This is a genomic window from Nocardioides abyssi (assembly GCF_030412915.1).
Lineage (GTDB): Bacteria > Actinomycetota > Actinomycetes > Propionibacteriales > Nocardioidaceae > Nocardioides > Nocardioides abyssi.
Window position 1 is genome coordinate 256192 of the sequence record NZ_JAUHJR010000003.1, and the last position, 26941, is coordinate 283132.

25 protein-coding genes are annotated in these 26941 nt (G+C 73.3%); 15 read left to right on the forward strand and 10 right to left on the reverse strand.

From position 1 onward, the window contains the following. Positions 1 to 534 precede the first annotated feature (534 nt). The gene (locus tag QWY29_RS10185) at positions 535 to 1224 is read left to right on the forward strand and encodes a LuxR C-terminal-related transcriptional regulator (RefSeq protein ID WP_300960619.1); all 690 of its coding nucleotides are present in this window, start codon (positions 535 to 537) and stop codon (positions 1222 to 1224) included. A 15-nt stretch (positions 1225 to 1239) separates the two neighbouring features. Here QWY29_RS10185 and QWY29_RS10190 read toward each other — a convergent pair whose 3' ends face one another. The 4 genes from QWY29_RS10190 to gcvT form a co-directional block, all read right to left on the reverse strand. Continuing rightward, positions 1240 to 1881, reverse strand: coding sequence for a hypothetical protein (locus QWY29_RS10190; protein ID WP_300960621.1), 642 nt, complete (start codon positions 1879 to 1881; stop codon positions 1240 to 1242). 171 nt (positions 1882 to 2052) lie between these two features. After that, positions 2053 to 3546, reverse strand: a complete 1494-nt coding sequence (locus QWY29_RS10195; protein ID WP_300960622.1) for a hypothetical protein — start codon at positions 3544 to 3546, stop codon at positions 2053 to 2055. A 22-nt stretch (positions 3547 to 3568) separates the two neighbouring features. After that, positions 3569 to 3826 (reverse strand): hypothetical protein, encoded by a 258-nt coding sequence (locus QWY29_RS10200; RefSeq protein ID WP_300960623.1) that lies wholly within the window; start codon positions 3824 to 3826, stop codon positions 3569 to 3571. Further along, positions 3823 to 4938 carry a glycine cleavage system aminomethyltransferase GcvT gene (gene gcvT / locus QWY29_RS10205; protein ID WP_300960624.1) on the reverse strand — a complete coding sequence of 372 codons (1116 nt, stop codon included), beginning with the start codon at positions 4936 to 4938 and terminating at the stop codon, positions 3823 to 3825. Before gcvT ends, QWY29_RS10200 begins: the two co-directional genes overlap by 4 nt. Positions 4939 to 4977: 39 nt before the next feature. On the opposite strand from gcvT, the gene QWY29_RS10210 reads away from it, so the two are divergent. Both QWY29_RS10210 and QWY29_RS10215 read left to right on the forward strand, forming a co-directional pair. Continuing rightward, on the forward strand, positions 4978 to 6489 hold the full coding sequence (locus QWY29_RS10210) for a leucyl aminopeptidase (RefSeq protein WP_300960625.1): 1512 nt from the start codon (positions 4978 to 4980) through the stop codon (positions 6487 to 6489). A gap of 104 nt (positions 6490 to 6593) precedes the next feature. Beyond that, positions 6594 to 7649, forward strand: coding sequence for a MerR family transcriptional regulator (locus QWY29_RS10215; RefSeq protein ID WP_300960626.1), 1056 nt, complete (start codon positions 6594 to 6596; stop codon positions 7647 to 7649). Positions 7650 to 7701: 52 nt separating this feature from the next. Here QWY29_RS10215 and QWY29_RS10220 read toward each other — a convergent pair whose 3' ends face one another. Together QWY29_RS10220 and QWY29_RS10225 are read right to left on the reverse strand one after the other, a co-directional pair. Next, entirely contained in the window at positions 7702 to 9003 is a 1302-nt protein-coding gene (locus QWY29_RS10220; RefSeq protein WP_300960627.1) for an HNH endonuclease, read from the reverse strand. Between the two features lie 694 nt (positions 9004 to 9697). Then, the gene (locus QWY29_RS10225) at positions 9698 to 10057 is read right to left on the reverse strand and encodes a hypothetical protein (RefSeq protein WP_300960629.1); all 360 of its coding nucleotides are present in this window, start codon (positions 10055 to 10057) and stop codon (positions 9698 to 9700) included. Positions 10058 to 10172: 115 nt separating this feature from the next. Here QWY29_RS10225 and lpdA point away from each other — a divergent pair, with 115 nt between their 5' ends. The 3 genes from lpdA to QWY29_RS10240 all read left to right on the forward strand — a co-directional run bounded on the left by lpdA (position 10173) and on the right by QWY29_RS10240 (position 14459). After that, positions 10173 to 11564, forward strand: a complete 1392-nt coding sequence (gene lpdA / locus QWY29_RS10230) for a dihydrolipoyl dehydrogenase (RefSeq protein WP_300960630.1) — start codon at positions 10173 to 10175, stop codon at positions 11562 to 11564. A 31-nt stretch (positions 11565 to 11595) separates the two neighbouring features. Next, on the forward strand, positions 11596 to 13497 hold the full coding sequence (gene sucB, locus QWY29_RS10235) for a 2-oxoglutarate dehydrogenase, E2 component, dihydrolipoamide succinyltransferase (protein WP_300960631.1): 1902 nt from the start codon (positions 11596 to 11598) through the stop codon (positions 13495 to 13497). Between the two features lie 71 nt (positions 13498 to 13568). After that, positions 13569 to 14459: a TIGR01777 family oxidoreductase gene (locus tag QWY29_RS10240; protein ID WP_300960633.1), complete on the forward strand. Its 891-nt coding sequence runs from the start codon at positions 13569 to 13571 to the stop codon at positions 14457 to 14459. Here QWY29_RS10240 and QWY29_RS10245 read toward each other — a convergent pair. Continuing rightward, positions 14456 to 14968, reverse strand: a complete 513-nt coding sequence (locus QWY29_RS10245; protein ID WP_300960634.1) for a GNAT family N-acetyltransferase — start codon at positions 14966 to 14968, stop codon at positions 14456 to 14458. The genes QWY29_RS10240 and QWY29_RS10245 overlap by 4 nt on opposite strands. 122 nt (positions 14969 to 15090) lie before the next feature. On the opposite strand from QWY29_RS10245, the gene lipB reads away from it, so the two are divergent. Genes lipB through QWY29_RS10260 form a run of 3 tightly spaced genes read left to right on the forward strand, consistent with a single transcriptional unit; the run spans position 15091 to position 17745 of the window. Beyond that, positions 15091 to 15819 (forward strand): lipoyl(octanoyl) transferase LipB, encoded by a 729-nt coding sequence (gene lipB / locus QWY29_RS10250; protein ID WP_300960636.1) that lies wholly within the window; start codon positions 15091 to 15093, stop codon positions 15817 to 15819. 55 nt (positions 15820 to 15874) lie between these two features. Continuing rightward, positions 15875 to 16792: an ABC transporter ATP-binding protein gene (locus QWY29_RS10255; RefSeq protein WP_300960637.1), complete on the forward strand. Its 918-nt coding sequence runs from the start codon at positions 15875 to 15877 to the stop codon at positions 16790 to 16792. Further along, positions 16789 to 17745 carry a hypothetical protein gene (locus QWY29_RS10260; protein ID WP_300960638.1) on the forward strand — a complete coding sequence of 319 codons (957 nt, stop codon included), beginning with the start codon at positions 16789 to 16791 and terminating at the stop codon, positions 17743 to 17745. The genes QWY29_RS10255 and QWY29_RS10260 overlap by 4 nt, the downstream gene beginning before the upstream one ends. A 36-nt stretch (positions 17746 to 17781) precedes the next feature. Here QWY29_RS10260 and QWY29_RS10265 read toward each other — a convergent pair whose 3' ends face one another. Further along, positions 17782 to 18270, reverse strand: a complete 489-nt coding sequence (locus QWY29_RS10265; protein WP_300960640.1) for an SRPBCC family protein — start codon at positions 18268 to 18270, stop codon at positions 17782 to 17784. An 86-nt stretch (positions 18271 to 18356) separates the two neighbouring features. Between QWY29_RS10265 and lipA the strand changes: the two genes are divergently transcribed. From lipA to QWY29_RS10295, 6 genes are all read left to right on the forward strand, one after another. Beyond that, positions 18357 to 19301, forward strand: coding sequence for a lipoyl synthase (gene lipA / locus QWY29_RS10270; RefSeq protein WP_300960641.1), 945 nt, complete (start codon positions 18357 to 18359; stop codon positions 19299 to 19301). Positions 19302 to 19351: 50 nt separating this feature from the next. Beyond that, positions 19352 to 20101, forward strand: coding sequence for a DUF4191 domain-containing protein (locus QWY29_RS10275; RefSeq protein ID WP_300960642.1), 750 nt, complete (start codon positions 19352 to 19354; stop codon positions 20099 to 20101). 331 nt (positions 20102 to 20432) lie between these two features. Then, positions 20433 to 22310: a hypothetical protein gene (locus QWY29_RS10280; protein ID WP_300960644.1), complete on the forward strand. Its 1878-nt coding sequence runs from the start codon at positions 20433 to 20435 to the stop codon at positions 22308 to 22310. Next, entirely contained in the window at positions 22307 to 23956 is a 1650-nt protein-coding gene (locus QWY29_RS10285; protein WP_300960645.1) for a 3'-5' exonuclease, read from the forward strand. The genes QWY29_RS10280 and QWY29_RS10285 overlap by 4 nt, the downstream gene beginning before the upstream one ends. A 101-nt stretch (positions 23957 to 24057) precedes the next feature. Further along, positions 24058 to 24417, forward strand: a complete 360-nt coding sequence (cmtR, locus tag QWY29_RS10290; RefSeq protein WP_068123217.1) for a Cd(II)/Pb(II)-sensing metalloregulatory transcriptional regulator CmtR — start codon at positions 24058 to 24060, stop codon at positions 24415 to 24417. Further along, positions 24414 to 25010: a cadmium resistance transporter gene (locus QWY29_RS10295; RefSeq protein WP_300960784.1), complete on the forward strand. Its 597-nt coding sequence runs from the start codon at positions 24414 to 24416 to the stop codon at positions 25008 to 25010. Before cmtR ends, QWY29_RS10295 begins: the two co-directional genes overlap by 4 nt. Before the next feature lie 312 nt (positions 25011 to 25322). Here the strand turns inward: QWY29_RS10295 and QWY29_RS10300 are convergent, their stop codons facing one another. Beyond that, positions 25323 to 26231, reverse strand: a complete 909-nt coding sequence (locus tag QWY29_RS10300) for an SCO4651 family lipoprotein (RefSeq protein WP_300960646.1) — start codon at positions 26229 to 26231, stop codon at positions 25323 to 25325. Positions 26232 to 26348: 117 nt separating this feature from the next. Next, complete coding sequence (locus tag QWY29_RS10305) at positions 26349 to 26768, reverse strand: RDD family protein (RefSeq protein ID WP_300960648.1); 420 nt, start codon at positions 26766 to 26768, stop codon at positions 26349 to 26351. Positions 26769 to 26941 lie beyond the last annotated feature (173 nt).

Here is a 26941-nt window from a genome sequence, read left to right on the forward strand (position 1 = left end):
GTGGCCCCGGGTTCGCACCGCCTTCTTCCCCGGTATTGGGGACGTCTCCACCGGTTCACCGATGTTGGGGATGGGCAGCAGCCGGGGCCGGCCGCATCCTGGGTGGGACGTCGGGCCCAGCCGCTCGGCGTACGTCCCGCCAGTCGTGGGGCCGAGACCGTCCTCAGCGACGTCCCGGCTCGGCGGCCCCCTGCCCCGCTGGCTGCCCGTCGACCCCATGCGACAGGCGCTCGCGGTCACGACTGGCGGGCCTTACCTGCCTCGTGCACCCCCCGAGGGGTGGTCCGAGGTGTTAGATTCCCCACATTGCGGTATATCGCAGCGGATCCGAGGACGGGTCCGCCCCGGCGCGAAGACGGTGCTCGACATGAGCACACCGATCGCCGCCGGGGGCACGACGACGGACCTTTGCCGGTCCCACGCGTCGACTGCGATCTCGGGACCGTCCCGCCCCGGCGGTCCGTACCGAAGGGGGCTGGGGATGCAGGCAAGGAACCGGACGAGGACCGACGACCGCGGAGCCGGGCGGCGGCCATGACGAACGCGGCCGCGCGCCACACCACCCGCATCGTCCTGGTCGAGGACCACACGCTCTTCGCCGACTCCCTCGACATGGTCTTCACCGTCGAGGGCTACGACGTACGCCGGGTGTCGATCCCGGACGAGGGCGGGTCGATGGCCTCCATCCTCTCGGCGATCCTCGCCGCGCACCCCCGGATCGTCCTGCTCGACCTCGACCTCGGCCGGCTCGGCGACGCCACCCGCCTGATCGGCCCGATCGCTCGCGCCGGCGTCAACGTCGTCGTGGTGACCGCCAGCCCCGACCGCGGCCGGTGGGGCGAGTGCCTGCGGCTCGGCGCCCGCAAGGTCATCAGCAAGTCGCGCCCCCTCAGCGAGATCCTCGCGACCGTGCGGCGCCTCGTGCAGGGGCTGCCCGTCACCGACGTCAAGGAGCGCGAGGAGCTGCTGCAGCTGTGGCACCAGGAGCGCAGCGACAAGCAGCTGGCCCGCGAGCGCCTGGACCGCCTCACCCAGCGCGAGCGCGAGGTGCTCGCCATGCTCGTCCGGGGCCACCCGGTGCGCGAGATCGCCGCGGCGAAGGTCGTCTCCGAGGCGACCGTCCGCACCCAGGTGAAGTCGATCCTGGCCAAGCTCGAAGTCTCCTCGCAGCTCGCGGCGGCCGGGCTGGCGCACCACGTGGGGTGGGTGCCGCCCAACCGGTGACCGGCCCCGGCGCGGTCAGCGCTCGAGCAACGCCGTGTCCAGCGCGCGGACCGCGGCGACCGCGGCGAGGTCGTCAGCCACGCCCAGCTCGTGCAGCACCGCCGCGGTGCAGCCCTCCTCCGCCCCTCCCGCGTCGGCACCGGTGCGCAGCAACCGCCGGAGCCGGCTGAGCTCGCGCCGGTCGATGCGGCTCAGGGCGGCGAGGGTCGCCTCCTCCGGAGGATGCAGGTCGGCCCAGCACAGGAACGCCGCCCGGGCTGTGTCCTCGCGGGACCCGGGCGCCTCGAGGGCTCCACCGTCGACGCGTCGCAGCACCGACACGAGCTCGTCGAGGTCGCGCCCGGTGCCGACGACCTCGGCAGCGCCCGCCACGAGGAGCGCACCCCAGCGTGCGTCGACCGGCGGGTCCGTGACGACCACCCAGCACCCGGGCGAGCTGCACAGGAAGGCCTGGACGCTGGCCAGGGACAGGCCGTCGTCGACGGTGCACGAGACGACGCCCGTCGTCGGGGGCGCGAGGCGACCCGGCCGGCCAGGCGCCAGCGGCCCGTCCGCCGGGCCGAGGTGCTCCGCGCAGTCGTCGGCCATGGCGGCCAGGCCCCGGATGCTGAGCGCCGCGGCGAGCGCGTCCCCCACTGCGCTTTGGTCGGCGAGCACCCTCAATGGTTCGTCCCGCGCGTCGATGCCCATGCGCCTCCATCCGGCCCGCTGGTCCCCCCGGCGGCCGTCCGAGCGCGGCCGTGCACGACTGTGCACCACGAGGATGGCCACGACCAGCGGCCGGGCGGGCGGAACTTCCGACGATCGGCAAAATTTTAGATACGGCTCTCAGGACGGGTCCGCGAGCACCGGCAGCCCGGCGGCCGCGGGCAGGGACACCAGCCTGCGACAGCTGCCGTCGGCGACCCGGCAGGCGCGCAGCTCGAGCTGGACCGTGTCGGCCCCGGCGGCCAGGCCGGGCAGCGCGTCACGGTCGACGACGACGTGGGTCAGGGTGCCGCCCGCCCCGGCCCGCGAGACCAGCGCGACGTCCTCGGAGCCGAGGCCGGTGGGGAGCCGCTCACCCGTGCGGGCGTCGAGGACGCGGACGGTCCCGTACGCCGACCGGTCGTCGGCCACGGTGACGACCACGTACGTCCCGTCCGGCGACACCGACCCGTCCCGCCCGGGCCGGGTGTAGCCGACGCTGAAGAACGGTTGCTCGACCCGCAGGGTCGTCCGGTCGACCCGGCTCAGCGTCGTCCCCGCCTCGCGGTCGACGAGGTCGGGCGGCTGCTCGACGGTCGTCGAGGTGTCCCCCGGCTCCCATCGGACGTCGCCATAGGACGAGGTCAGGTGCACCGCGCCGACGTCGATCGCGACCAAGCGCACGGACGCGAGGTCGACGATGTCGAGGCGGCGGTGGTCGACCTCCGCGCCGGTCAGCAGGTCGCGCACCACCACGGTGCCGCCCGGCTCGATCCACGCAGCGACTGCGTCCTCCGCCCGCGCGACCAGGCCCGACCCCGGCACGTGCCGTCCGAGCACCGTCCGCTCCCCGTCGGCGCGCACGTGCACCACCCGCCCGGCGGTGTCGGTGAGGACCGCCCCGTCGTCGACGGCCACCAGGTCGACCACCGACGGCACCGCCAACGACACCTCCGCCAGGTGCAGCGTGCCGCCCATCCACCAGGACAGCGGGAGCGGGTTGGGCACCTCCACCACCTCCACCGGGGCCAGCCGCTCGGGCCGGGTGGGGTCGTCGGGGTCGTCGCTGTCGCCGGGGCCGAGGACCCCCAGGGCGTACGTCGCCGCCACCAGCGCCCCGACGACGGCTGCCCCGACGAGCACCAGCAGGCCGGTGCGCCGCGGCCGGAGCCGGGTCGGCAGGTCCGCGGCCGCCGGCGGCGGGTCGACCCGCACGGCGGTCGCCACGCGGCGTACGTCGTCGGCGAGGGTGGCGTGCTCGACGGGTCCGCGGCCGAGCAGCGCGGCCACCACCAGCCGGGAGCGGGTGTGCTCGGGGAGCGCGTCGAGGGCGGCGTACGTGGCGGCGTGGTGCTCGACCGCCTCGTCGTCGTCGGGGTCGGCCGGGTCCTCCGGCCCGTCGGGTCCGAGCCCGTGGCGTCGTGCCTCGACCGTGGTCGCCAGGAGCGTGTCGAGCACCTCGCCGTCGAGGTCGCCGGTCTCGCTCAGCTCGCCCCAGTCGCGGCGGCAGGAGCCCAGCGTCGCGGCCACGACCCGTTCGGCGAGCGGACGTCGCCAGCCGAGGAGCACGACGACGCGGACCAGCGGCGCCCACCGCGCCGCGAGGTAGTCGGGGAAGTCGTCCGCCGCGCGCACCCGGTCCTCCCCGCCACGACTGCTAGGGGTGCAGCGACATCGGGCCGTAGACCCGGCGGTCGAGCTCGAAGAGGGTCACTGCGTCGACGCCCTCGGCGGCGAGCTCGGCGAAGACCTCGCCCACCCACGACTCCGCGTCGGACTGGTTGCTGAACCGCTCGGAGCCGAGGTCGCCGTCGACGGTGACCTCCTCGCCGGCGGCGTTCTCCATCCGCCACCACCAGGGGCGCTCGGCCGGGGTGGCCGGACGGAAGGTGCTGGGCTGCTCGGGGAGGTTCACTGGCTGCTCCGGACGTTGCTGCGCACGAACGGCGGCTTGGTCAGCTGGAAGATCTCGCGGCGGCCGCGCACGTCGACGCCCACCTCGGCCTCGGGGTCGACGAACGCCGGCACCAGCGCCAGCCCGACACCCTTGCGCAGGGTCGGGCTGAAGGTGCCGGAGGTGACCTCGCCGAGCAGCACGTCGGCGGTCAGCGACACGCTCATGCCCGGGCGCGGGATGCCGCGGCCGGTGGCCACGAGCCCGCGGAGCACGCGGCGCGGGCCGGCCTCGCGCTCGGCGAGCAGCACCTCCCGACCCCAGAAGGCCGGCTTGCCCCACCCGACGGCCCAGCCGAGCCGCGCCTCGTTGGGGGTGACGTCCAGCGAGATGTCCTGACCGTGCAACGGGTAGCCCATCTCGGTGCGCAGCGTGTCGCGGGAGCCGAGGCCGCAGGCGAGCATCCCGTGCGGCTCGCCCGCCTCGACCAGCGCGTCCCACAGCGCCACGGCGACGTCGGTCGGCGCGACCAGCTCGTAGCCGCGCTCGCCGGTGTAGCCGGTGCGGCACACGACCACCTCGGCGCCGGCGAAGGGCGCGACGACGAACGACATGTAGTCGTGGCCCGCCGGCAGCCCCACCGCGGTCAGCACCTCGTCGGACAGCGGGCCCTGGACGGCCAGCACGGCGTGGTCGCGGTGCTGGTCCTCGACTGTCACGCCGTCGGGGGCCTGCGCCTGCAGCCGGCGGACCACCTCGGCGGTGTTGGCCGCGTTGGGCACGAGCAGCACGTGCTCGTCGTCGTGGAGGTAGACGATCAGGTCGTCGACGACGCCGCCGGTCTCCTCGTCGCAGCACAGCGTGTACTGCGCCTTGCCCGGCTCGATCCGGCCGAGGTCGTTGCTCAGGGTGCTGTCGACGTACGCCGCGGCGCCGGGGCCCGACACGAGCGCCTTGCCCAGGTGGCTGACGTCGAAGATGCCGACCGCCTCGCGCACGGCCGTGTGCTCCTTGACCGTGCCGGCGGCGTACTCCAGCGGCATCGACCAGCCGCCGAACTCGGCCATCTTCGCGCCCAGCGCGACGTGGCGCTCGTGCAGGGGCGACCGCAGCAGGGTGGGGTCCTCAGCCATGACCGGAACCTACCCCAGCACGTGTCTATCCTTCCTCGGGTGACGTCGTACTCCCTGCGCAACGCCAGCCCTGCCAAGACCAAGACCGACGCGGTGGTGGTCGGCGTCCTGCAGGGCGGTGACGGCCCCGAGCTGGCCGACGGCGGTGACGACGTCGCGAAGGCCTACGGGCGCAAGCTGCGCCCGCTGCTCTCGACGCTCGGCGTGACCGGCAAGGCCGGCGAGGTCACCAAGGTGCCGACCGGCGACACGGTCGCCTCGCCGCTGCTCGTGCTGGTCGGGCTCGGCAAGGAGGTCACGCCCGCCGGCGTCCGCCGCGCGGCCGGCGCCTCGGCTCGAGCGGTCACCAACGCCGCCTCGGTCGCGCTGGCGCTGCCGGCCTCGACGCCCGACCTCGTGCGCGCCGTGGTCGAGGGCCACCGCCTGGGCGGCTACGCGTTCACGACGTACAAGAAGGACGCGAAGGACCCCAAGGACTCCGCACCCGCCGAGGTCGTCGTCCTCTCCCCCGCCGCCCGCAAGAAGGACGCGGCCACCGCGCTGGATGAGGCGCAGGTCGTCGCCGACGCGGTCGCCACCACCCGCGACTGGGTGAACACCCCTCCCGGAGACCTCCGCCCGCCGGCGTTCGCCGACGCCGTCGCGGCCGCGACCAAGGCCGCCACCAAGGGCCGCGGCGCCCCCAAGATCGGCATCACCGTCCACGACGAGGCCTCGCTCGCCGAGCTCGGCTGCGGCGGCATCCTCGGTGTCGGCGCCGGCTCGGACGCCCCGCCGCGCCTCGTCGAGCTCACCTACTCCCCCCGCGGCGCGAAGCACCACCTCGCGCTGGTCGGCAAGGGCATCACTTTCGACTCCGGCGGCCTCTCGATCAAGCCGGCCCAGGGCATGCACGAGATGAAGTCCGACATGGCCGGCGCCGCCGCCGTCGTCCAGGCGACGCTGGCGATCGCCGCGCTCGGGCTGCCGATCAAGGTCAGCACGTTCGTCCCGATGGCCGAGAACATGGTCTCCGGCAACGCCACCCGCCCCGGCGACGTGCTCCGCATCTACGGCGGCACCACCGTCGAGGTCCTCAACACCGACGCCGAGGGCCGCCTCGTGCTCGCCGACGCGCTCGTCCGCGCGACCGAGCAGGAGCCCGACACCATCCTCGACGTCGCCACCCTCACCGGCCACATGGTCGTCGCCCTCGGCGACAAGGTCGCCGGCGTGATGGGCACCGAGGCGGTCGTCCAGGACGTCCTCGACGCGGCGCTCGCGGCCGGCGAGGAGTTCTGGCCGATGCCGATCCCCGAGCACATGCGCGAGCGGATCACCTCCAGCAAGATCGCCGACCTCGCCCAGCACGACTGGATCCGCTGGGGCGGCGGGCTGTACGCCGCCGCGTTCCTGCGCGAGTTCACCGCCGGCCTGCCGTGGGCCCACCTCGACATCGCCGGCCCGTCCTTCGCCTCCGGCGGCCCCTCGGGCCACGTCACCTCCGGCGGCACCGGCGTCGCGGTGGCCACCCTCGTCGACTACGCCCGGGCCCTGGTCGCGAAGGGCTGATTCGTCACCGGCTGATCCGTCCCGGGCGGGCCTTGACCCTCCCCCTGCGGCAGGCACCACGGTGCTGCTCACCGGCGCACCCGCGCCGGTGACGAGGAGGCGAGATGTCCGACGAGCCGCTGCTCCCGATCGGTGACTTCGCCCGCGCCAGCGGGCTGACCGTCAAGGCGCTGCGGCTCTACGACGAGATGGGCCTGCTGGCGCCGGCGGAGGTCGACGCCACCACCGGCTACCGGCGGTACGCCGCCGCGCAGCTCGACCGTGCCCGGCTGGTCGCCCGGCTCCGGCTGGCCGGCATGCCGCTCGCCCGGATCCGGGTCGTCGCCGACCTGCCGCCGCCCGCTGCGGCGGCCGAGCTGACGTCGTACTGGCGCCAGGTCGAGGCCGACACCGCCACCGCCCGCCGCGTCGTGGCGGACCTCGTCGAGGAGCTGTCCCCCGAGGAGGAAGCCGTGCCCCACGCACCCACCCCGTCCACCGTCCCACCCGCCGGGGCCTTCACCGGTGCCGCACGCACCGGCACCGGCGGCCGCGACGCCCAGCTCGACGCCGTGCGGCTCGACGGGCCGCTGGCTGCCGTCGCGGACGGGTTCGGCCGGACCCCCGACGTCGCGTCCGCCGCCCTGGCGGCGCTCGGGCCGGCCAGATCCGTCGCCGGTCTCGACGACGCCGTGCGCCGCGCCGCGGAGGCCGTCGTCGCGACCTCGGCGTCGCCGGAGGACGGCACCACCCTCACCGCGCTCGTCGTCACCGGCCGCGAGGTGCTGATGGCCCACCTCGGCGACTCGCGCGTCCACCTCGTGCGTCGAGGGCGCCTCGAACGGCTGACCCGCGACCACACGCTCGTGCAGACGCTCGTCGACGAGGGGCGGCTCACCGCCGACGAGGCCCTCCTCGACAACCGCCGCGTCCTCATCAACCGCGCGCTCAGCGCCGGCACGTCCTCCGACCCCGACCTGGCGGTGCGCGTCGCCGAGCCGGGCGACCGCTTCGTGCTCACCACGGATGGCGTCCACTCGGTGCTCGACGCCGCCGAGCTCGCGGGGCTGCTCACCGCCGACGCCGACCCGCAGGCCGTCGTCGACGCCGTGGCCCAGGCCGTCGAGGCCGCGGGCGCGCCCGACAACTGGAGCGTCGTGGTGCTCGACCTCGACGGCTGACGTGCCTGTGCCCCGCCGACCTGGTGGTTCGGCGGGGTGTGGGGCGGGGTGGTCAGTGCTCGGGTGGACCGGTGTCGTGGTCGACGGTGCCGTGGTGGTCGACGGTGTAGGTGGTGCCGCAGGGGCTGGTCCACTGGTAGGTGCTGGGGTCGGGTGAGGTCTGGTGCCAGCCGCCGTGGGTCTTGGCTCGGTGGTGCCTGCGACACAACGGTCCGATGTTGTCGGTGGTGGTGGGTCCGCCGCGGCTGTGGGGGATGACGTGGTCGTCGTCGACCTGGGAGTGCTGGAACGCGGGTCGGGTGCACCAGGGGAAGACGCAGTGGTGGTCGCGGAGTCGGGTCTGGTGGCTGAGGCGGTCGGGGACCTCGTAGGCCTCGACGTGGATGCGTTCGGCGAGGTCGATGACCGGCTTGATGGTGATCTTGCCGGTGGGGGTGGTGGTGGCGCGGGTGCACCAGTCGGCGAGCTGGCCGGTCAGGACGAACCCGCGGGTGTTCTCGACCCGGACGACCTGGTCGACGGTGCCGTCGGGTGTCTGGTGGACGTGGACGACCAGCGGCTTGGGGTCGGTGTCGAACTCGAGGACGAGCTGGCGGCGGGCCATGTCGCCGAGCGCGGTCGCCCGACGGGACCCTTCGGCTTCGCGGGATCCGAGGGCGGCGAGGCGGTCGGCTCCCTTGGTCAGGGCGTCCTCGAGGTCGAGGGCGTCGGCGAGGTCGAGGGTGGCCCAGCAGTCGACGTGGCCGTCGAAGGAGACCTGGCGGGTCTGGATGGTGACGTGGCGGGTCTCGGTGCGCTCGAACCGGATGCGTTCGGCTTCGTCGGGGTCGAACCGCACGAGCGCTTCCTCCACGACGCGTTCGAGGGCGGCGGGGCCGATGGAGGCGGCGCAGTGGTGGACGTGGGTGTCGACGAACGCCGCGCCCTTCTCGGGGAGGTGGAGGGTGCGGCGGGCGATGGAGCGGGCCTTCCACGCCGGCAGGACCCCGCTGGTCAGGGCGGTCCAGGTCTTGGGGAGGCGGTAGCGCAGCTCGAGCGCCTCGGCGAGGTAGGCACGGCCTGCGTCGAGGGTCTTGCCGAGGGCGGCGGCGAGCTCGACGACGGCGAACTCGGTGACCATCGGTGCCCCGTCACCGGCCAGCGGGACGGGCTTGTCGCCGTACCCGCGCAGCGTCGACCAGGCGGCTGCGTCGTCCAGCGACTCCGTCGGGTGCATCACGCACCAGGCGACGGCGGCCTGCAGCACGCGGACTTCTGCGGCGTCGGCCTCGCGCTGGCTGGCCCGCGCGGCAGCGAGGACCTCGGCTGGGTCATCCAGCGGGGTCTCGGGTGTCGCGAGGTGGGCCAGGGTCATGGCCTCATTCTACTCGAACACGTGTTCGTATGGAAGGTCTCGACCCGCTTCTCGGGAGGGTTCGTCGGCGGGTTTCGAGACGCTTGCTAGCGCAAGCTCCTCAACCAGCCGGGGTGGCGGCCAGCGAGCCGGGAGCGGACCGCGACCCACGGCGTACCTCGTCCTCATAATTGCCCCCACCGCAACGACCCATGGCCCGCAGGCCGAAGTCCGGCCGCCGGGGGTCTCGTCGACGCTCGCGAGGGCTCGCTGCTCGACCAGCGGATCCCCGCTGGTCGAGCAGGGAGGGCCGCCAGGCCCGACCGGTGACGAGACCCGGCAAGGGGCGCAGGGCCGCAACCACGGTCACCGGGCGACGCTCGCGAGGGCTCGCTGCTCGACCAGCGGTGGGGCGGGTTTCGAGACGCTTGCCAGGGCAAGCTCCTCAACCAGCCGATGGATAGCCGAGCCAGCCGAGGCGGCGGTCAGCGAGCCGGGAGCCGACCGCGACCCAGGGCGTACCGGTCCTCATAACTGCTCATCAGCCGCAACCACCCGTGGTCCGCAGGCCTTAGTTCGGCTGCCAGGGGTCTCGTCGACGCTCGCTGGCGCTTCGCTGCTCGACCAACGGTGGGCAGGTTTCGAGACGCTTGCCAGCGCAAGCTCCTCAACCAGCCGAAGCGGTGGCGGTGGCGGTGGCGGTGGCGGACAAGGGCTACAGACCCTGCTGCTTGCGACGGCGGTTGTAGTCGCGCATGCGCTGCGGGATGCCGACGACGGCGGCGTCGTAGGAGGGGATCTGGTAGCTGTTGCAGAACCGGTGGGCCCACTCGATGGAGGGGACGCGGCGGCGGGTCCACTCGCCGTCGTGGGCGACGAGCAGGAGGGTGACGTCGCTGACCGCGGTGCGGGGCTCGACGAACCCCTCGACGCCGCGGCGTGCCTCGACCCAGGTGCGCAGGTGCTGCTCGTCCACCTTGTCCGACGCACGCACCCGCGTCGAGCCGGTGCGGTAGCCGTCGGCCGCGGGCTTGCTGCTGCGCGGGCGGCGTCGGAATCGGTCGGTCCATGCCATGGCACCAGTCTGCCGGGGAGGTCCCGACCCGGTGTGGACACGCCCGGAAAGGGTGCAAAGATGGTCGGGCGCTCCCCTGCGATCCAGGGGTGCCGAGGCGACAGGAAGGACCACGGTGGCCGACGCCGACTACGACGTGCTGATCCTCGGCGCGGGTTCCGGTGGGTACGCCTGCGCACTGCGCGCGGCCCAGCTGGGGCTGACGGTCGGCCTGGTCGAGAAGGGCAAGGTCGGCGGCACCTGCCTGCACGTCGGCTGCATCCCGACCAAGGCGCTGCTGCACGCCGCCGAGGTCGCCGACAGCGCCCGCCACGCCGAGCAGTTCGGCGTGCGCGCCACGCTCGACGGCGTCGACATGGCCGGCGTCAACAGCTACAAGGACGGCGTGGTCGGCCGCCTCTTCAAGGGCCTCACCGGTCTGGTCAAGAGCCGCGGCATCACGGTGATCGAGGGCGAGGGCCGGCTGACCGGTCCGCGCGAGGTCACCGTCGGCGGCACCACGCACACCGGCCGGCACGTCGTGCTGGCCTCCGGCTCCTACGCCCGCACGCTCCCCGGACTCGAGGTCGACGGCGAGCGGGTGCTCACCTCCGACCACGCCCTGCGGCTGGACCGCGTGCCGCGCAGCGTCGTGGTGCTCGGCGGCGGCGTGATCGGTTGCGAGTTCGCCAGCGTCTGGCGCAGCTTCGGTGCCGACGTGACGATCGTCGAGGCCCTTCCCCGCCTGGTCGCGGCCGAGGACGAGGCCAGCTCCAAGGCGCTCGAGCGGGCGTTCCGCAAGCGCGGCATCGTCTTCCGCACCGGCACCCGCTACCAGTCCGTCGCGCACACCGACGGCGGCGTCGCCGTGACCGTCGAGGACGGCGACGGGAAGCAGGACACCATCGAGGCCGAGCTCCTGCTCGTCGCGGTGGGCCGCGGTCCCGTCACCGACGGCCTGGGCTACGACGAGCAGGGCATCGCGATGGACCGCGGGTTCGTGGTCACCGACGAGCGCTGCCGCACCGGCGTCGAGGGCGTGTACGCCGTCGGCGACATCGTCCCCGGCCTGCAGCTGGCCCACCGCGGCTTCCAGCAGGGCATCTTCGTCGCAGAGGACATCGCCGGGCTCGACCCGCGCCCGGTCGACGAGTCGGCGATCCCGCGGGTGACGTACTCCTCCCCCGAGGTCGCATCGGTCGGGCTGGACGAGCGGACCGCCGCGGAGCGGTTCGGCGCGGACGGCATCGAGACCGTCACCTACGACCTCGGCGGCAACGGCAAGAGCCAGATCCTGAGGACGCAGGGCTTCGTCAAGCTCGTGCGTCGCACGGACGGCCCGGTCGTCGGCATCCACCTCGTCGGCGAGCGCGTCGGCGAGCTGGTCGGCGAGGCCCAATTGATCTACGGCTGGGAGGGGTACCCGGAGGACGTGGCCCCGCTCGTCCACGCCCACCCCACGCAGAACGAGGCGCTCGGCGAGGCCCACCTCGCCCTCGCCGGCAAGCCCCTCCACACGCACTCCTGACCACCGCAACCACCGAAGAGCGAAGGAACTCATGGCCACCGAAGTCAACCTCCCGGCCCTCGGCGAATCCGTCACCGAAGGCACCGTCACCCGCTGGCTGAAGTCCGTGGGTGACTCGGTCGCCGTCGACGAGCCGCTGCTGGAGGTCTCGACCGACAAGGTCGACACCGAGATCCCCTCGCCGGTCGCGGGCACGCTGCTCGAGATCAAGGCCGAGGAGGACGACACCGTCGAGGTCGGTGCCGTGCTCGCGGTCATCGGTGACGAGGGCGAGGGCGGCGGCTCCGACGACTCGGCCGACGACACCGCCGAGCCCGAGGCGCAGCCGAAGGACGACGCCGAGGCGGAGAAGAAGGCCGAGCAGGAGGAGGAGATCGCCGACGAGACCGGCGACCTGCCTCCCGGTGACGAGACTCCCGAGAAGGAGAAGTCCGACTCCCCCGCGGCCTCTTCCGGCGGTGGCAGCAGCAGTGGCGGTGGTGGTGGCGGTACGGCGGTCACGCTGCCCGCGCTCGGCGAGTCCGTCACCGAGGGCACCGTCACCCGGTGGCTGAAGTCGGTCGGCGACGAGGTCGCCGTCGACGAGCCGCTCCTGGAGGTCTCGACCGACAAGGTCGACACCGAGATCCCCTCCCCGGTGGCCGGCACCCTGCTCGAGATCAAGGCCGACGAGGACGAGACCGTCGAGGTCGGCGCCGAGCTGGCGATCATCGGCGACAAGGGCGCCGCCCCGTCGTCGTCGTCGGAGGAGAAGCCCGCCGAGCCCGAGGCCGAGCCCGAGGCAGCCGAGCCGAGCCCGGCCGAGGAGACGACCAAGCCGACCCAGCCGACCGACGAGGGCGAGGCGGAGACCGAGCAGCCCGAGCCGGAGAAGGACCACGAGCAGGCCGAGGAGACCGCCCCGGCCCCCAGCTCGCAGTCCCCGAGCACCGGTGAGCGCAGCAGCAGCGACAGCGGCAGCCGCGACAAGGAGCAGGCCCGCTCGGAGAAGACGCCCGACGGCTCCGGCTACGTCACCCCGCTGGTCCGCAAGCTCGCCGCGCAGCACGACGTCGACCTCTCGACCGTCGAGGGCACCGGCGTCGGCGGCCGCATCCGCAAGCAGGACGTGCTCGAGGCTGCCGCGAAGGCCAAGGAGTCCCAGCAGGCACCGGCCCAGCCGGCCGCCCAGCAGGCTCCCGCCGCCGGCCAGCAGCAGGCCCCGTCGGTCACTCCCTCGCCGCTGCGCGGGACGACGGAGAAGATCAGCCGCCTGCGCAAGATCATCGCCGAGCGGATGGTCGACTCGCTCCAGACTGGTGCGCAGCTGACCCAGGTCATCGAGGTCGACGTCACCAACATCGCGCGGCTGCGCGACGCGTCGAAGGCCGACTTCCAGGCCCGCGAGGGCGTCAAGCTGTCCTACCTGCCGTTCTTCGCCAAGGCGGCCATCGACGCCCTCAAGCAGCACCCGAAGCTGAACGCCGGCATCGACACCGACGCGGGCGAGATCACCTACTACGACCGCGAGAACCTCGCCATCGCGGTGGACACCGAGAAGGGCCTGATCACCCCGGTGATCAAGGACGCGGGCGACCTGTCGATCGCGGGCCTGGCCAAGAAGATCGCGGACGTCGCACAGCGCACCCGGACCAACAAGATCGGTCCCGACGAGCTGTCCGGCGGCACCTTCACGATCACCAACCTCGGCAGCGTCGGCGCGCTGTGGGACACCCCGATCATCAACAAGCCGCAGGTCGCGATCCTCGGCCCGGGTGCGGTCGTCAAGCGCCCGGTCGTCATCGACGACCCGAACCTCGGCGAGACGATCGCGGTGCGCCACATGGTCTACCTCGCGCTGACCTACGACCACCGCCTGGTCGACGGCGCCGACGCGGGCCGCTTCCTGCAGGACGTCAAGAAGCGCCTGGAGGCCGGCGTCTTCGACGTCTGACCGCCAGCGCTCCTCGAGGGCCCCGGACCGACTCGGTCCGGGGCCCTTGCGCGTCCTGCGAGGCTCGGGTCATGCGGATCGTCATCGCCGGGTCGTCCGGCTTCCTCGGCAGCCACCTCGTCGACGCGCTGCGGGAGCGGGGTCACGACGTCACCCGGTTGGTACGGAGGCCGTCCGCGGCACCGGACGAGTCGACGTGGGCGCCGGAGCGGGACGAGGTGGACGCCTCGGTCGTCGCCGGCGCGGACGTCGTGGTGAACCTGGCCGGGTCGCCGACGCTGGGCAACCCCCACTCGAGCGCCTGGGCCCGCGAGCTGCGGGAGAGCCGGGTGACCTCGACCCGCGTCCTCGCCGAGGCGGTCGCGGCGGCGGCGAGCCCGCCGGCGTACCTCGCGGGCAACGGCATCTCCTACTACGGCGACCACGGCGACCAGGTGCTGACCGAGGACTCCGACAGCCGGGGCCACGCGCTGCTGACCGAGGTGACGCGGGAGTGGCAGGCGGCGGCGCAGCGGGCGGTCGAGGCGGGCGCGCGGGTCTGCTACCTGCGGACCGCGCCGGTGATGGACCGGCGGGCCGCGCCGCTGAAGACCCTGCTGCCGCTCTTCAAGGCCGGCCTCGGCGCGCGCCTGGGCAGCGGCCGACAGCACATGGCGATGATCTCGCTGCGCGACTGGCTGGCCGCGGTGGTCTTCCTCGCCGAGCACGACACGGTCAGCGGCCCGGTCAACCTGACCTGCCCGGAGACCCCGACCAACGCGGAGTTCACCCGGGCCCTGGCCCGGGCCGTGCACCGCCCGGCCGTGCTCCCGGTGCCGTCGTTCGCGCTGCGGGCCGGGGCCGGCGCGATGGCACCCGAGCTGCTCGGCTCGCTCAACGTCCGACCGGCGGCGCTCGAGGCGGCCGGCTTCGAGTTCCGCGACCGCGACGTCGCGGCCGTGCTCGCCAGCGGCCTGCGCTAGTCGATCCAGTAGCGGCGCTTCGGCACCGTCTGCCCGGGCTCGTCGACGAGCCCGTCGAGCACTCCCCCGCACCGCTCGATCGTCGCCGCCGACCCCGCGTTGTCGTCGTCGCAGGTCACCAGCACCCGGTCCACCCCGCCGGCGCGGGCGACGACGAGCGCCTGGCGCAGCATCTCGGTGGCGTGGCCGCGACGTCGGTGCGCCGGGCGCACGCCGTACCCCACGTGCCCGCCGTACGCCGCCAGCCAGTCGTTGAGCGCGAACCGGATCGACACCCGCCCGACGAGCGCCCCGTCGACCTCCGCGACGAGGAACACCGCGGGGACCCGCCCCTCGGGCAGGTCGACGCCGCGCCGCTCGCGCTCGTACTGCTCCAGCAGGTCGGCCCACGACCGCTCCGGCGTCCACCCGAGCAGGAGCTCGAAGTCGTCCGCGGCCAGCTCCTGGTGCGCCTGCACCGCCTCGGCCTCGTCGTCGGCTCGCAGGGGTCGCAGTCGCAGCTCGCTCATGGCGCCATCCTCGACGACGGCCGTCCCACCCGCCAATCGAGTTTCGGCCCACCCCGGTGACGAGCCGCTCCCGTCCCGCACGGGGAGGTCGGCGCCGGTTGCCCGCAGGTACAGTCGGGAGCGTGAGCAGCCTGACGTTCCGCACGGTCGGCCTCGGTGACGACGCGCTCGACTACCTGGCCGCCTGGGACCTCCAGCGCGAGGTCCACGCCCAGGTCGTCGATGGTGACCTGCCGCCGACCGTCCTGCTCCTCGAGCACCCGCCCGTCTACACCGCCGGCAAGCGCACCGACCCCCACGAGCGGCCGCTCGACCCTGGCGGCGCGCAGGTCGTCGACGTCGACCGCGGCGGCAAGATCACTTTCCACGGGCCCGGGCAGCTGGTGGGCTACCCGATCGTCGCGCTGCCCGACCACGTCAAGGTCGTCGACTACGTCCGTCGCGTCGAGGAGGCGCTCATCCAGGTGTGCGCCGCGCTCGGCGTCACCACCGCCCGCGTGCCCGGCCGCAGCGGGGTGTGGCTGCGGGCCGACGACCGCGGCCCGGAGCGGAAGATCGCGGCCATCGGCATCCGGGTCAGCCGGGGCGTGACGATGCACGGCTTCTCGCTCAACTGCGACGTGGACCTCGGCTGGTACGACCGGTTCGTCCCCTGCGGCATCGCCGACGCCGGCGTCACCACGCTCACGGCCGAGCTGGGCCGCCGCGTGACCACCGCCGACGTGCTGCCGCTCGTCGAGCAGCACCTGACGACGTACCTCGCCTGGGAGCCGTACGCCGCCACGCCGGACTACGACCCCCGGCCCGAGCCCGGCCACGGCCCCCGCGTCGAGGTGCTCGCTCCCCGCTAGCAGCCGCCCGGCGCGCCCCCGGTCCCGGGACCGCCGGCGATGCTTGGATCGACGGATGCCGGACCTGGCCATCCAGACCCAGGGGCTCCGCAAGGAGTTCCGCACCCGCCGCGGCACCCGCGTCGCGGTGGCCGACCTCGACCTCGCCGTCCCCGCGGGCGGGGTGCACGGCTTCCTCGGCCCCAACGGGTCGGGCAAGACCACGACGATCCGGATGCTCCTCGGCCTGGCCCGGCCCACCAGCGGCACCATGCGACTGCTCGGCGAACCCGTGCCCGAGCGCCTGCCGGCGGTCGTCGACCGGGTCGGCGCGGTGGTGGAGTCGCCGAAGTTCTCCCCCAACCTCACCGGTCGGCAGAACCTGCTGCTGCTCTCCCGCTCCATCGGCGTCCCCGACACCCGGGTCGACGCGGTGGTCGAGACGGTCGGGCTTAGCGGCCGGGACCGCGACCGCTACAAGGCCTACTCGCTCGGCATGAAGCAGCGGCTCGCGATCGCGGCCACCCTGCTCAAGGAGCCGGACCTGCTGATCCTCGACGAGCCGACCAACGGGCTCGACCCGGCGGGCATCCGGGAGATCCGCGAGACGATCCGCGGCCTCGGGGCGTCCGGGGTGACCGTGCTGCTCAGCTCGCACATCCTGGCCGAGGTGCAGCAGGTGTGCACCTCGGCCACCATCGTCGGTCACGGGCGGCTGCTGGCCTCCGGGACGGTCGAGGAGCTGCTGGGCGGAAGCACGGCGTACCGCCTGGTCGTCCCCGACCAGGCCGCCGCCCGGGAGGCGCTGGCCGCCGCCGGGCTCACCGTGGGCGAGGAGGACGGGGCGCTGCGCGTCGAGACCGACGACCCCGTCGCGGTCACCCGCCTGCTGGGCGCCCGCGACATCTGGCTCAGCGAGCTCAGCCCGCTGCGGGCCGACCTCGAGTCGTTCTTCCTCGACCTGACCGCGGCCGACCAGGAGGCCACCCGATGACCTCCCTCGTCCGGGTCGAGCTCACCCGGCTGCGGTGGCGCCGGGCCGTCGTGCTGCTGCTGCTCGCCTGCGTGGTCGTGCCCGCGCTCATCGCGGCCGGCACCATCTGGGACACGCGCCCCGTCTCCGAGGCCGAGATCGTGGAGATCCAGGCCACCGCGGCGCCGGAGATCGCGCGCTGCGAGCGGAGGCCGCGACAGTACGGCGTGTCCCCGGCGCGGGCGGAGACCCGCTGCGCCGAGCTGGTCGTGGAGTGGCAGACCAGCCGCCAGGACCTGAGCCTGGCGCGGGAGCGCGCCGGCTCCGGCATCGGCGTCGCCGGTGCGCTGGTGGTGCTGCTCATGCTGGCCGCCACCACCTTCGCCGGGCACGACTGGAACAGCGGCTCGATGAGCAACCAGCTGCTGTTCCGCCCCCGCCGCGCCCGGGTCTGGGCGGCGAAGGCGGTCGCCGTCACGGGCGTGGCGCTGCTGACCGCCGTCGCCGTCAGCACGGCGTACTGGCTGACCCTGTGGGGCGTGATGCAGGCGCGCGACCTGCCGGTGGCCGACGGCGGGCTGACCGCCTCGCTCGGGTTCGGACTGCGGGGCGCCGGCCTCGCGGCCGCCGCCGCGCTGGGCTGCTACGCCCTCACCATGCTCCTGCGCAGCACGGTCGCCACCCTGGGCGTGGTGCTGGCGTTCGGTTTCGCCACGCTGGTCCTCGGTGGCTCGCTGCCGGTCAGCGGGCAGTGGGAACCGCTGGAGAACATCGCCGCGGTGCTCAACGACGGGACCGAGTACTACGTCGACATCCCGCCGTCGTGCTACGACGGGCGCTACGCCCAGGGGCGCGCCGAGTGCGACGACACCCGCGAGCTCCCGCTGTGGCGGGGCGCGACGTACTACGGCGGCGCGGTCGTGCTCGTCGGCGCCGCGAGCGTGCTCTCGTTCCGCCGCCGCGACGTGCCCTGACCCGCGCGCGGGCGGGCGGGGGCGAGCGGGCGGGGCTCAGCCCAGCGCGCCGTAGTGCCCCGCCATCGCCGGGTAGTAGTCGCGGTCGAAGTCGATCGCGGCCACGTCGCCGCCGGTGAGCGAGGCGACCAGCCGGTCGAGGTAGTACTCCCAGCCGGGGCCGACGCTCGCGGCCGCGGCCGGGTCGAGGCCGGGCTGCTTGAAGGTCAGCAGCGTGCCACCGTCGGTCTCCGCCCCGAGCTCGACCTCCAGGTCCCACCAGTCGTCGCCGACCCGGGAGACCAGCACGAGGCGCCGCGGCGGCTCGCAGGTCGTGATCGTCATCTGCTCGGCCGGCGCGTGCTCGCCCTCGGCGGTCATCGTGAACATCACCCGACCCTCGGCCGGGTCGCCGGTCCACGTCCCGATCCACCGCTCGAGCCGCTCGGGCTCGGTCAGCGCCGCCCACACCTGCGAGGCGGGCAACGGGAGGTGGCGGGTGAGCATCAGCGTGCCGCCGACGACGCGGCCGGTGGGAGTGGGCATGGCCCCATGGTGCACCCGCGGCACGTGCCGGACGGGCCCAGCCGCCGAGTCGGGGCGCCGCACCCCCGCGGCGTACAGTGAACGACGTGACGCAGGCTCCCGCTCCCGAAGGAAGAAAGCTCCTCCGCCTCGAGGTCCGCAATGCCGAGACCCCCATCGAGCGCAAGCCGGAGTGGATCAAGACCCGGGCGAAGATGGGCCCGGAGTACAAGCACCTGCAGAGCCTGGTGAAGTCCGAGGGACTCCACACGGTCTGCCAGGAGGCCGGCTGCCCCAACATCTTCGAGTGCTGGGAGGACCGCGAGGCCACCTTCCTCATCGGCGGTGACCAGTGCACGCGCCGCTGCGACTTCTGCCAGATCGACACCGGCAAGCCGCAGGCGCTCGACCGCGACGAGCCGCGTCGCGTCGCGGAGTCCGTCCAGACCATGGGGCTGCGCTACGCCACGATCACCGGCGTCGCCCGCGACGACCTGCCCGACGGCGGCGCCTGGCTGTACGCCGAGACCGTGCGCGCGATCCACGAGCTCAACCCCGACACGGGCGTCGAGAACCTCATCCCCGACTTCAACGGCAAGGCCGACCTGCTGACCGAGGTCTTCGAGTCGCGGCCCGAGGTGCTGGCCCACAACGTCGAGACCGTGCCGCGGATCTTCAAGCGGATCCGCCCCGCGTTCCGCTACGAGCGCTCCCTCGACGTCATCACCCAGGCCCGCGACTTCGGCCTGGTCACCAAGTCGAACCTCATCCTCGGCATGGGCGAGACCCGCGACGAGGTCAGCCAGGCGCTGCGCGACCTGCACGCGGCGGGCTGCGAGCTGATCACCATCACCCAGTACCTCCGCCCCTCGGTGCGCCACCACCCCGTCGAGCGCTGGGTCAAGCCCGAGGAGTTCGTCGAGCTGGCCGCCGAGGCCGAGGAGATCGGCTTCTCCGGCGTCCTCTCGGGCCCGCTGGTGCGTTCGTCCTACCGCGCCGGGCGGCTGTACCGTCAGGCCATGGACGCCCGCGCAGGCGTCGCGACCGCCTGACCGGCGGCTCCCTCACCTCGGCACGACAGCAAAGGGCACGAACCTCCCCCATGGCCAAGGACGCTTCCAAGAACGCCGCAAAGGACGCCGCGAAGGCTCCGGTCGCGACCGCCGACATGAACCGTCGGCAGCAGCTGGTCGAGACCTACAAGATGACGCGGCGCAACGACCCGAAGGTCGGGCTGCTCACCTTCGGTGCCGCGCTCGTCGCCGGTGCGCTCGGCTTCCTCGTCTTCTGGGTGCTGCCCGGCTCCGGCGTCATCGGCTGGATCCTCGCCGTCGTCGGCTCGCTGCTCGCCGGCTCGCTCGCCGCGATGATCGTCTTCGGCCGCCGCGCCCAGACCGCGGCGTACCGCCAGATGGAGGGGCAGCCCGGCGCGGCCGCGGCCGCGCTGCGCATGCTGCGCCGCGGCTGGAAGTCCGACCCGGTCATCGCGTTCAACAAGAACCAGGACGTCGTCCACCGGGTCGTCGGCCCTCCGGGCATCGTGCTCATCGGCGAGGGCACCAGCCCGACCCGGATCAAGCAGCTGCTCGTCAACGAGCACCGCAAGCACGAGCGCGTCGCCTCCGAGGTGCCGATCCACGAGGTCGTCTGCGGCAACGGCGAGGGCCAGGTGCCGCTGCCGAAGCTGGTGCGCCACGTCCAGAAGCTCGGCCGCAACGTCAAGCCCGCCCAGATGACCGACGTGATCAGCCGGCTCAAGGCGCTCGACGCCACCCGCTCGAACATCCCGCTGCCCAAGGGCCCGGTCCCGACCTCGATGAAGGGCATGCGCGGCAACCTGCGCGGTCGCTGACCCGCTGACCTGCCAGTGCCCGCCGCGCCAGCGGCCGCACGACCCCCACGACGACGAAAGGCCCTCCCGCACCAGCCCTGTTCGGCTTTTAGTGTGGTTTTGGGCGCGCCTTGTCCGGCCCTCCCGGTAGCCTTGACCCTTCGGTCAGGGCCCGGGAGGGCCGGTTCGCGTTCGGAGGGGGTCGCTGGTGGTTGCCGCCCGCGACCTCGAGGACGGCACTGCCGGTGGGACCGGCGCCGGCACGCTGTCTGGCGGAGACGTCCCGCCAGGAGGACAACTGACCGACGCAGCAGCACCGCAGTGCCCGGACCCGTCACACGCGGGGAGCCGGGTGCGCCGCCGTGGGCTCAGGGCCTCCGCGGCCGGCACGCGGCAGCGGTTCGAGTGCCTGCCCGAGACCGGAAAGCGGCACTTCTTCACCACCCCGGCCGCCGGAGCGGTCGAGGCTGGACGCTCACCGAGGCAGCGGTGCCCTGACCCGTGGCACGCCGACGCCCGGGTCCAGGGACGAGGCACGCGCACGACGAAGGCGGGCACCTGGCGGCGGTTCCGGTGCACCCGGCCCGACGGCAGCTCGCACTTCTTCCAGGTGCTCGCCTCGGCGGCCGGCACCCAGCTCACCTCGCTCGACCGCCCGCCGGGGTGCCCCGAGCACGCGGTCTCGAAGGTGACCCGGCAGGGCGTGTACGGCCGCGGCGCCACGAAGCGGCAGCGCTACCGCTGTGTCCCCGCCGACGGCACGGCGCCACACACCTTCACCCCGCCACTGGCACGGGAGGCCGTCGAGGTCGGTGTCGAGAGCTGCACGACTTGCGACGAACTGCTCTCCCCGCACCGCGGCGCGCTCACCGGCGCCCGGCACACCCCGTGGACGCTCGCGTTGTACGCCCGGGCGCTGAACGAGCTCTCGATGGGCGCCAGCTACGCGGCGGTGTCGCTGATGATGCGCGAGTACCGCGACCGAGCCAGCCGCCACCTGCTCGAGCACCATGGCGGCGGCGCGCTGCTCGACGGGCAGGCGACCGGGGCCGCGCAGTCGTACACCGCCGCGCAGGGCAAGTCCGCCTGGCACCTCGCCGCCGACCTGGTGGAGCAGTACGCACCGCTGCTGTGGCGCCCCGTCGAGCAGCAGATGCGCGACCGCGACCGGCAGCAGCGCGCCGCGAACGACCAGCAGCTCGCCGCTGCACCGAACGCCGCGCTCGCCACCCCCATCACCTGGCTGCTCGACGAGCAGCCGGTCATTTTGTCCGGCCGTCGCCGGCGCGGCCAGCAGCGGCGCCTGGAGCGGAACCAGTGGAGCTTGCTGGTGGTCGTCGAGGTCCGCTGGCACCCGGCCGAGGACCCGATGAGCTACCCGCGTCGGGAGTACCGGCTCCGGCTGGCGCGCGCCTACCCGCGCGCGAACGAACAGGCGTGGCGGCTGGTGCTGGACGAGCTCGGCGAACGCCCGGACTTCATCGTCGCCGACAACGCCGAAGCCATCAGCAACGCGGTGACGAAGCAGTACGGCGCAGGGGTCGTCGGACTGGTCCCGAGCCTGTTCCACATCCAGCGCAACCTCCGCGACGCACTGAGGAAGCTGCCAGGGGCGACCACCAAGCTCGAGGGGCGCACCGTGCTGGTCCCCGAACTGGCCAAGCACCTCGACGTGCTCGCTCGCGACGAGCTGCTCAACCTCGGCCCCGCCGACTGGACACGGTGGTGGGACGACCTCATCGGAGCCGTCGCCACGCTGCCGGCGCCCGTGACCGGAGTGCTGGAGCAGCGCCGCATCTACGAACCCCGGGTCGCGGCCGCGCTGCCCATCCTGGCCCGACAGCCGCAGCTGCCGGCGTCCAACGCCGCGGTCGAGAACCGGATCCGGCACGCGCTTGAGCCGTTCCTGGACAACCGCAAGCAGCTGTACCGCAACCTCGCCCGGACGAACTTCCTGCTCGATCTCGCGGTCGCCCGGGCCCAGGGCGCGTTCACCGACCTCGACGAGGTCACCCGGCTGCTGCGCGAAGACAACGAGGCCGCCGGCGGGTGGGCACCCGCCCCGCGCACCCTCGCCGACGCTCAACCGCCACCGCGCGCCGAGGGTGAGCCGCCACCGGTGTACTCCTCGCTGTTGAACCCGCTGCTGGTCGCCGCGCTCGCCGAGCAGCGGCTCACCCAACCACCCGTTCGGCAGCAGGGCGGGCAGCAGAGCGGAGGGCGACCGTGACGCTCACCGACGCCGGCTTCGAGCTGTTCCAGCACCTCACCGCCCGCACCTTCCTCGTGCTCGACACCGAGTACACCCGCGACCCCGACGGGGATGGCGACCGCATCATCTCCCTGGCCATCACCCCGGTTGTCGGCGGGAAACGGGTTCGCGACGGCGAGCTGTACGTCGAGATGAATCCCGGCGTGCCCGTCGACCCCCGCTCCACCGCGGTGCACGGCTTCACCACCGAGGCCGTGGCCCGCAAGCGCCGCTTCGGCTACTACGCGCCCGCGGTGCTCGACGCCCTCACCGTCCCCGACGCGGTGCTGGTCTGCCACACCGGCAGCGACATCCGGGTGCTGCGCCGCGAGTTGGAGCGGCTCGACGAGGCGAGGGCAACCGGGGACGCGACGGTGACCGTCGGCCTCGAGCAGCTGCCCGAGCTGCCCATCATCGACACCAGCCTCCTGCCGCGACTGCTCCGGCTGCCCGGCGTCGGTCAGCGCGGCGTCGTCAGCCTCGCCACCTTGTGCCAGCTCGTCGGGGTCGCCAACGCCGAGGCGCACCACGCCCGCGCGGACGCCCGCGCCACCGCCGACGCCCTGGTCAAGCTGCTCCTTCACGCCGCCGGGGCGTTCGCCTACGACAGCCTCGAGGCGCTGCTCGAAGATCACGCCCGGGGCACTACCCACGACCCGAAGCTTCCTGGCTACATCCGCAGCCGCCGCGAAGCGCCCGTCGTCCCGACCGAGCACCTGGTCCGCCACGACTCCCCGCTCACCCACGCGGGCACTCCGGCCGAGCAGCAGGCGTGGTTGGAGCTGGCCGTGGAGTGCGTGCGGCTGCGCTGCCCGCACCTGCGCACCGAAGCCACCCTCGCCGCCCAGGAGAACGGCGCCGCGCTGTTCGACCCACTCGTCGCGCTGCTGGCCACCGTCACCGAGCCCGGCCAGGCAGGCACCCTGCTCGGCGCCGTCGCCGCGCTCATCACCGCCTCCAGCCCTGGTGCCGACCCGCCCGCGGCCGCGCCCGCGCTCGCGCACACCCGGGCGCTGCGCTGGTGGGCCAAGCAGCGGCCCCAGGTCGAAGCCTCCACCCCGTGCGAGCCGTCCGGGTCTCCCTCCTGCCCCGACTGCTGGGAAGGTCACGGTTGCCCCCGCGACACGCTGTACCAGCCGGTGACCCGGATCGCGGTGCTCGGCGAGCAGGGCAGGCTCACCAAGACCGGCATCCGAGACCGCCTCTTCGGCAAGCGCGAGGACCGTCGCATCAACCGCTGGTCACCGACCCACCCGCGCGAGACCGCGTACATGGCTTGGATGGTGTTCACCTTCACCGTCGAGGAGGACCGGGTCCTCGCCGCGAACGACTACCTCGCCGCCGCGATGAGCAAGGACCTCCACCTGCACGAGCCGCGGCTGGCCCGGATCGCGTGCCAGTCGATCGCGGAGACCCGCGGGCTGACCGCAGCGAAGGAGGCCGCGGGGACGGTGCTCGCCGGCCGCACGACCGACCCGGCCTACGATGAGCTCGAACTGTGGATGACCTGGCACGAGCAGGCCGCGGTCGCCACCGCCCGGGCCCAGCAGCCGCGCACCATCACCCACCGGCGCCTCGCCCGCCCCGAAGGGCGCGTGAACCCGAACCCCTACCTGCCGCGCTGATGGACGAACCAGTCGGACATCCCAGCCGGCGTTGAAGCGCGCGCCCCCGTTCTCCCACCGCGATGAAAGAAATGTTCAGCGCACGCTGTACTATTCAGCACATGCTGACCACTGCTAGCCGTCTTGACGTGATGAACAGGTTGGGTCGGGCGATGGCCGACCCCACGCGCTCCCGCCTACTCATGGCCCTTCTGGAGGGCCCCGCCTACCCCGGCGACCTCGCCCGCGACCTAGACCTGACCCGGTCCAACGTGTCGAACCACCTCGCGTGCCTGCGCGACTGCGGCATCGTCGTAGCCGAACCCGAAGGCCGACACACGCGCTACGCCGTCGCTGACCCGCACCTCACCCGGGCTCTCACTGCGCTCATCGACGTCACCCTCGCCGTCGACGAGAGCGCACCCTGCATCGACCAGCAATGTGTCCTGCCCGGGTGTGGCACCCAAGGGGCCGGCGCCTGATGCTGACCTCCGCAGCGCAGGCCATCGGCCTGTTCATCGCCACCAACATCGACGACATCATCGTGCTGTCGCTGTTCTTCGCCCGAGGAGCTGGACGGCCCGGAACCACGTCGCGCATCCTGGCTGGGCAGTACCTGGGGTTCGCCGGCATCCTCGCCGCGGCAGTGCTCGTGTCGCTCGGCGCCGGAGCCTTCCTGCCCGAGGCCGCGATCCCCTACTTCGGCCTCATCCCGCTCGTCCTCGGCCTCTGGGCTGCATGGCAGGCATGGCGCGATGATGATGATGACGACGACGCCAAAGTCGCCGGCAAGGCCGTCGCAGTGTGGACCGTCGCCGCCGTCACCTTCGCCAACGGCGGCGACAACATCGGCGTCTACGTCCCCGTCTTCTTGAACGTGGGCCCCGCCGCGACAGCCGCCTACTGCGTCGTCTTCCTCGTCCTCGTCGCCGCCTTGGTGGTCGCAGCCAGGTTCGTCGCCACCCGACCAGGAATCGACGAAGTCCTCGAACGCTGGGAGCACATCCTGTTCCCGGTCGTCCTCATCGGCCTGGGCCTGGTCATCCTCTACAGCGGCGGAGCCTTCGGGCTCTGATGCTTCGCCTGGCCAGCGGTCGAGCACGTGCAGGTAGCGCGGGCCTAGTCGCCGTCACCCTCGACAGGAGAACGCTCCTCCGCGCGCCGGTCACGCTCGAGTAGCGCTCGCCGACACGCCGCCCGACCGCTACCTGCCCCCGAGCTCCGCCCATCGCGTGCAGGCTGGAGCCATCGGCTCGGAGGCGCAGACGCGAAAGCGCCCCCCGGTCCGATCGGACCGGGGGGCGCTTCGATGCGCCACAGGCGCGCCGTGAACCCACACTAAAAGCCGAACAGGCGCACCAGCGGGAGGGCCTTCGTCGCGCAGCCGTCAGGCGGTCGGCGACGGCGCCATCTGGCCCATCATCTGGCTCGGGTCGGGCATGTCGGTGACCTCGCTGGCCGGCGGGGCCTCGATGCTGACGTCGCTGCCCCAGTCGTCGATGGTCATCTCGGTGCGCGAGGACTGCCCCATGACGGGCATGTCCATCACCATGCGACCGAAGCGGCCCTCCTCGTCGAGCCACACGTCGTACGTCAGGGCCTCGGGCATGCCCTTCGTCGCGGACTTCGGGATGTCGCTGCCGAGGTTCTTCATGGCCGAGGCGAGGTCGACGGTCATCTCGAAGTGGTCGAGGTCGCGGCCGTCGACGTCCTCCTCGCCGACGTAGGTGACCTTCTCGATGCCGTCCTCCATCGCCTGGAGCGAGGCGACCGGGTCGCTCTGCTGGAGCACCTCGCCCATGCCGAGGGCCGCGAACGGGCCGTCGGGGTCGGAGGGGTCGACCTTCCAGAACTTGCCCTGGCTGAGCTCGCCGAGGTTGATGTAGGCAATGCCGTCGACGGAGATCACCTTGGTGCTGCTGCCGCCGAGGTCCTGGTCCATCTCGATGGCGACCGGGGTCTGGGTGTAGTCGATGACGCCGGTGCCGGAGAGCTCGGTGCCGCCGAACGTCGTGCTCGTCGTCACCGTGGCGGTCGTGGACTCCTCCACGCCGGCGGTGACGATGGCGACGAACTCCTCGGCGGTGACCTCCTGGCCCTCCTCGAGGTCGCCGGCGTCGGCGTCGCCCTCGGTCTCGGCGGCCTCGTCGGCGTCGGTGGTGGCGCTGCTCTCGACGGCCGGGTCGCTGGCCTCGCCGCTGTCGCCGTCACCGCCGCAGGCGACGAGGGCGGCGGAGAGGAGCGGGGCCACCGCGACGGCGGCGAGCAGGCGGCGGGTGCGGGGACGACGGGTCACGAGGTGCCTTTCGGGTGGGAAGCTGTCCCTCCCAGGATGACCCCCGGCACCGGGCCCGCAAACCTGCCCGTGGGTCACGACCCGGTCACGCCCGCGGATCGCGGGTCCGGGTCCGGGTCAGCGGCCCAGCGAGCGGTAGGTCTGCAGCGTGACGGTGGCGGTGCCGGCGAGGACGTCGTGCAGGCCGCGGCCGTCGGCGCGGTAGACCAGCGGCGGGATCACCAGGGCGATGCCGACCTGGCGGGCCAGCAGCACGAGCGGGTTCAGCGGCGTCGTGCGCAGGTCGGCACGCACCACGCGCAGCCGGGTCGCGAGCTTGCCGAAGCTGCCGCCCGCCGCCCAGGTCAGCAGCGCCGACTCCACGACGTACACGCCCAGGACGTACGCCGGCGCGGGGCTGCCCGTGGCGGCGTAGTCGTCGAGGCCGATGAAGGCGATGACGACGAGCGTCGAGGCGAGCCAGTCGACCAGCAGCGCGGCGATGCGGCGCGCCCACGACGCGGTCTCGAACGGGATGCCCGCGGGTGCGCTCGTCACGGTGCGAGCCTAGGTGGCGACGGCGGTGGGCTGGACCGCGGGACACCTGTTACACGGCTGAAACAATCTGGATATGGTCGAGAAACCGCCCCCGACGAGGGTGGCGGCAGTCGTCCGGTGCAGTGCCGCCCCGGCCGTCACGACCCGAGAGATTTCGCCGGCTGGCGGCCCAC

Coding starts and splice junctions, on each gene's coding strand:
- QWY29_RS10185 (WP_300960619.1), top strand. CDS start 535: ATGACGAACGCGGCCGCGCGCCACACCACCCGCATCGTCCTGGTCGAG.
- gcvT (WP_300960624.1), bottom strand. CDS start 4,938: ATGGCTGAGGACCCCACCCTGCTGCGGTCGCCCCTGCACGAGCGCCAC.
- QWY29_RS10215 (WP_300960626.1), top strand. CDS start 6,594: ATGTCCGACGAGCCGCTGCTCCCGATCGGTGACTTCGCCCGCGCCAGC.
- QWY29_RS10220 (WP_300960627.1), bottom strand. CDS start 9,003: ATGACCCTGGCCCACCTCGCGACACCCGAGACCCCGCTGGATGACCCA.
- QWY29_RS10225 (WP_300960629.1), bottom strand. CDS start 10,057: ATGGCATGGACCGACCGATTCCGACGCCGCCCGCGCAGCAGCAAGCCC.
- sucB (WP_300960631.1), top strand. CDS start 11,596: ATGGCCACCGAAGTCAACCTCCCGGCCCTCGGCGAATCCGTCACCGAA.
- QWY29_RS10240 (WP_300960633.1), top strand. CDS start 13,569: ATGCGGATCGTCATCGCCGGGTCGTCCGGCTTCCTCGGCAGCCACCTC.
- QWY29_RS10245 (WP_300960634.1), bottom strand. CDS start 14,968: ATGAGCGAGCTGCGACTGCGACCCCTGCGAGCCGACGACGAGGCCGAG.
- QWY29_RS10255 (WP_300960637.1), top strand. CDS start 15,875: ATGCCGGACCTGGCCATCCAGACCCAGGGGCTCCGCAAGGAGTTCCGC.
- QWY29_RS10260 (WP_300960638.1), top strand. CDS start 16,789: ATGACCTCCCTCGTCCGGGTCGAGCTCACCCGGCTGCGGTGGCGCCGG.
- QWY29_RS10265 (WP_300960640.1), bottom strand. CDS start 18,270: ATGCCCACTCCCACCGGCCGCGTCGTCGGCGGCACGCTGATGCTCACC.
- QWY29_RS10275 (WP_300960642.1), top strand. CDS start 19,352: ATGGCCAAGGACGCTTCCAAGAACGCCGCAAAGGACGCCGCGAAGGCT.
- cmtR (WP_068123217.1), top strand. CDS start 24,058: ATGCTGACCACTGCTAGCCGTCTTGACGTGATGAACAGGTTGGGTCGG.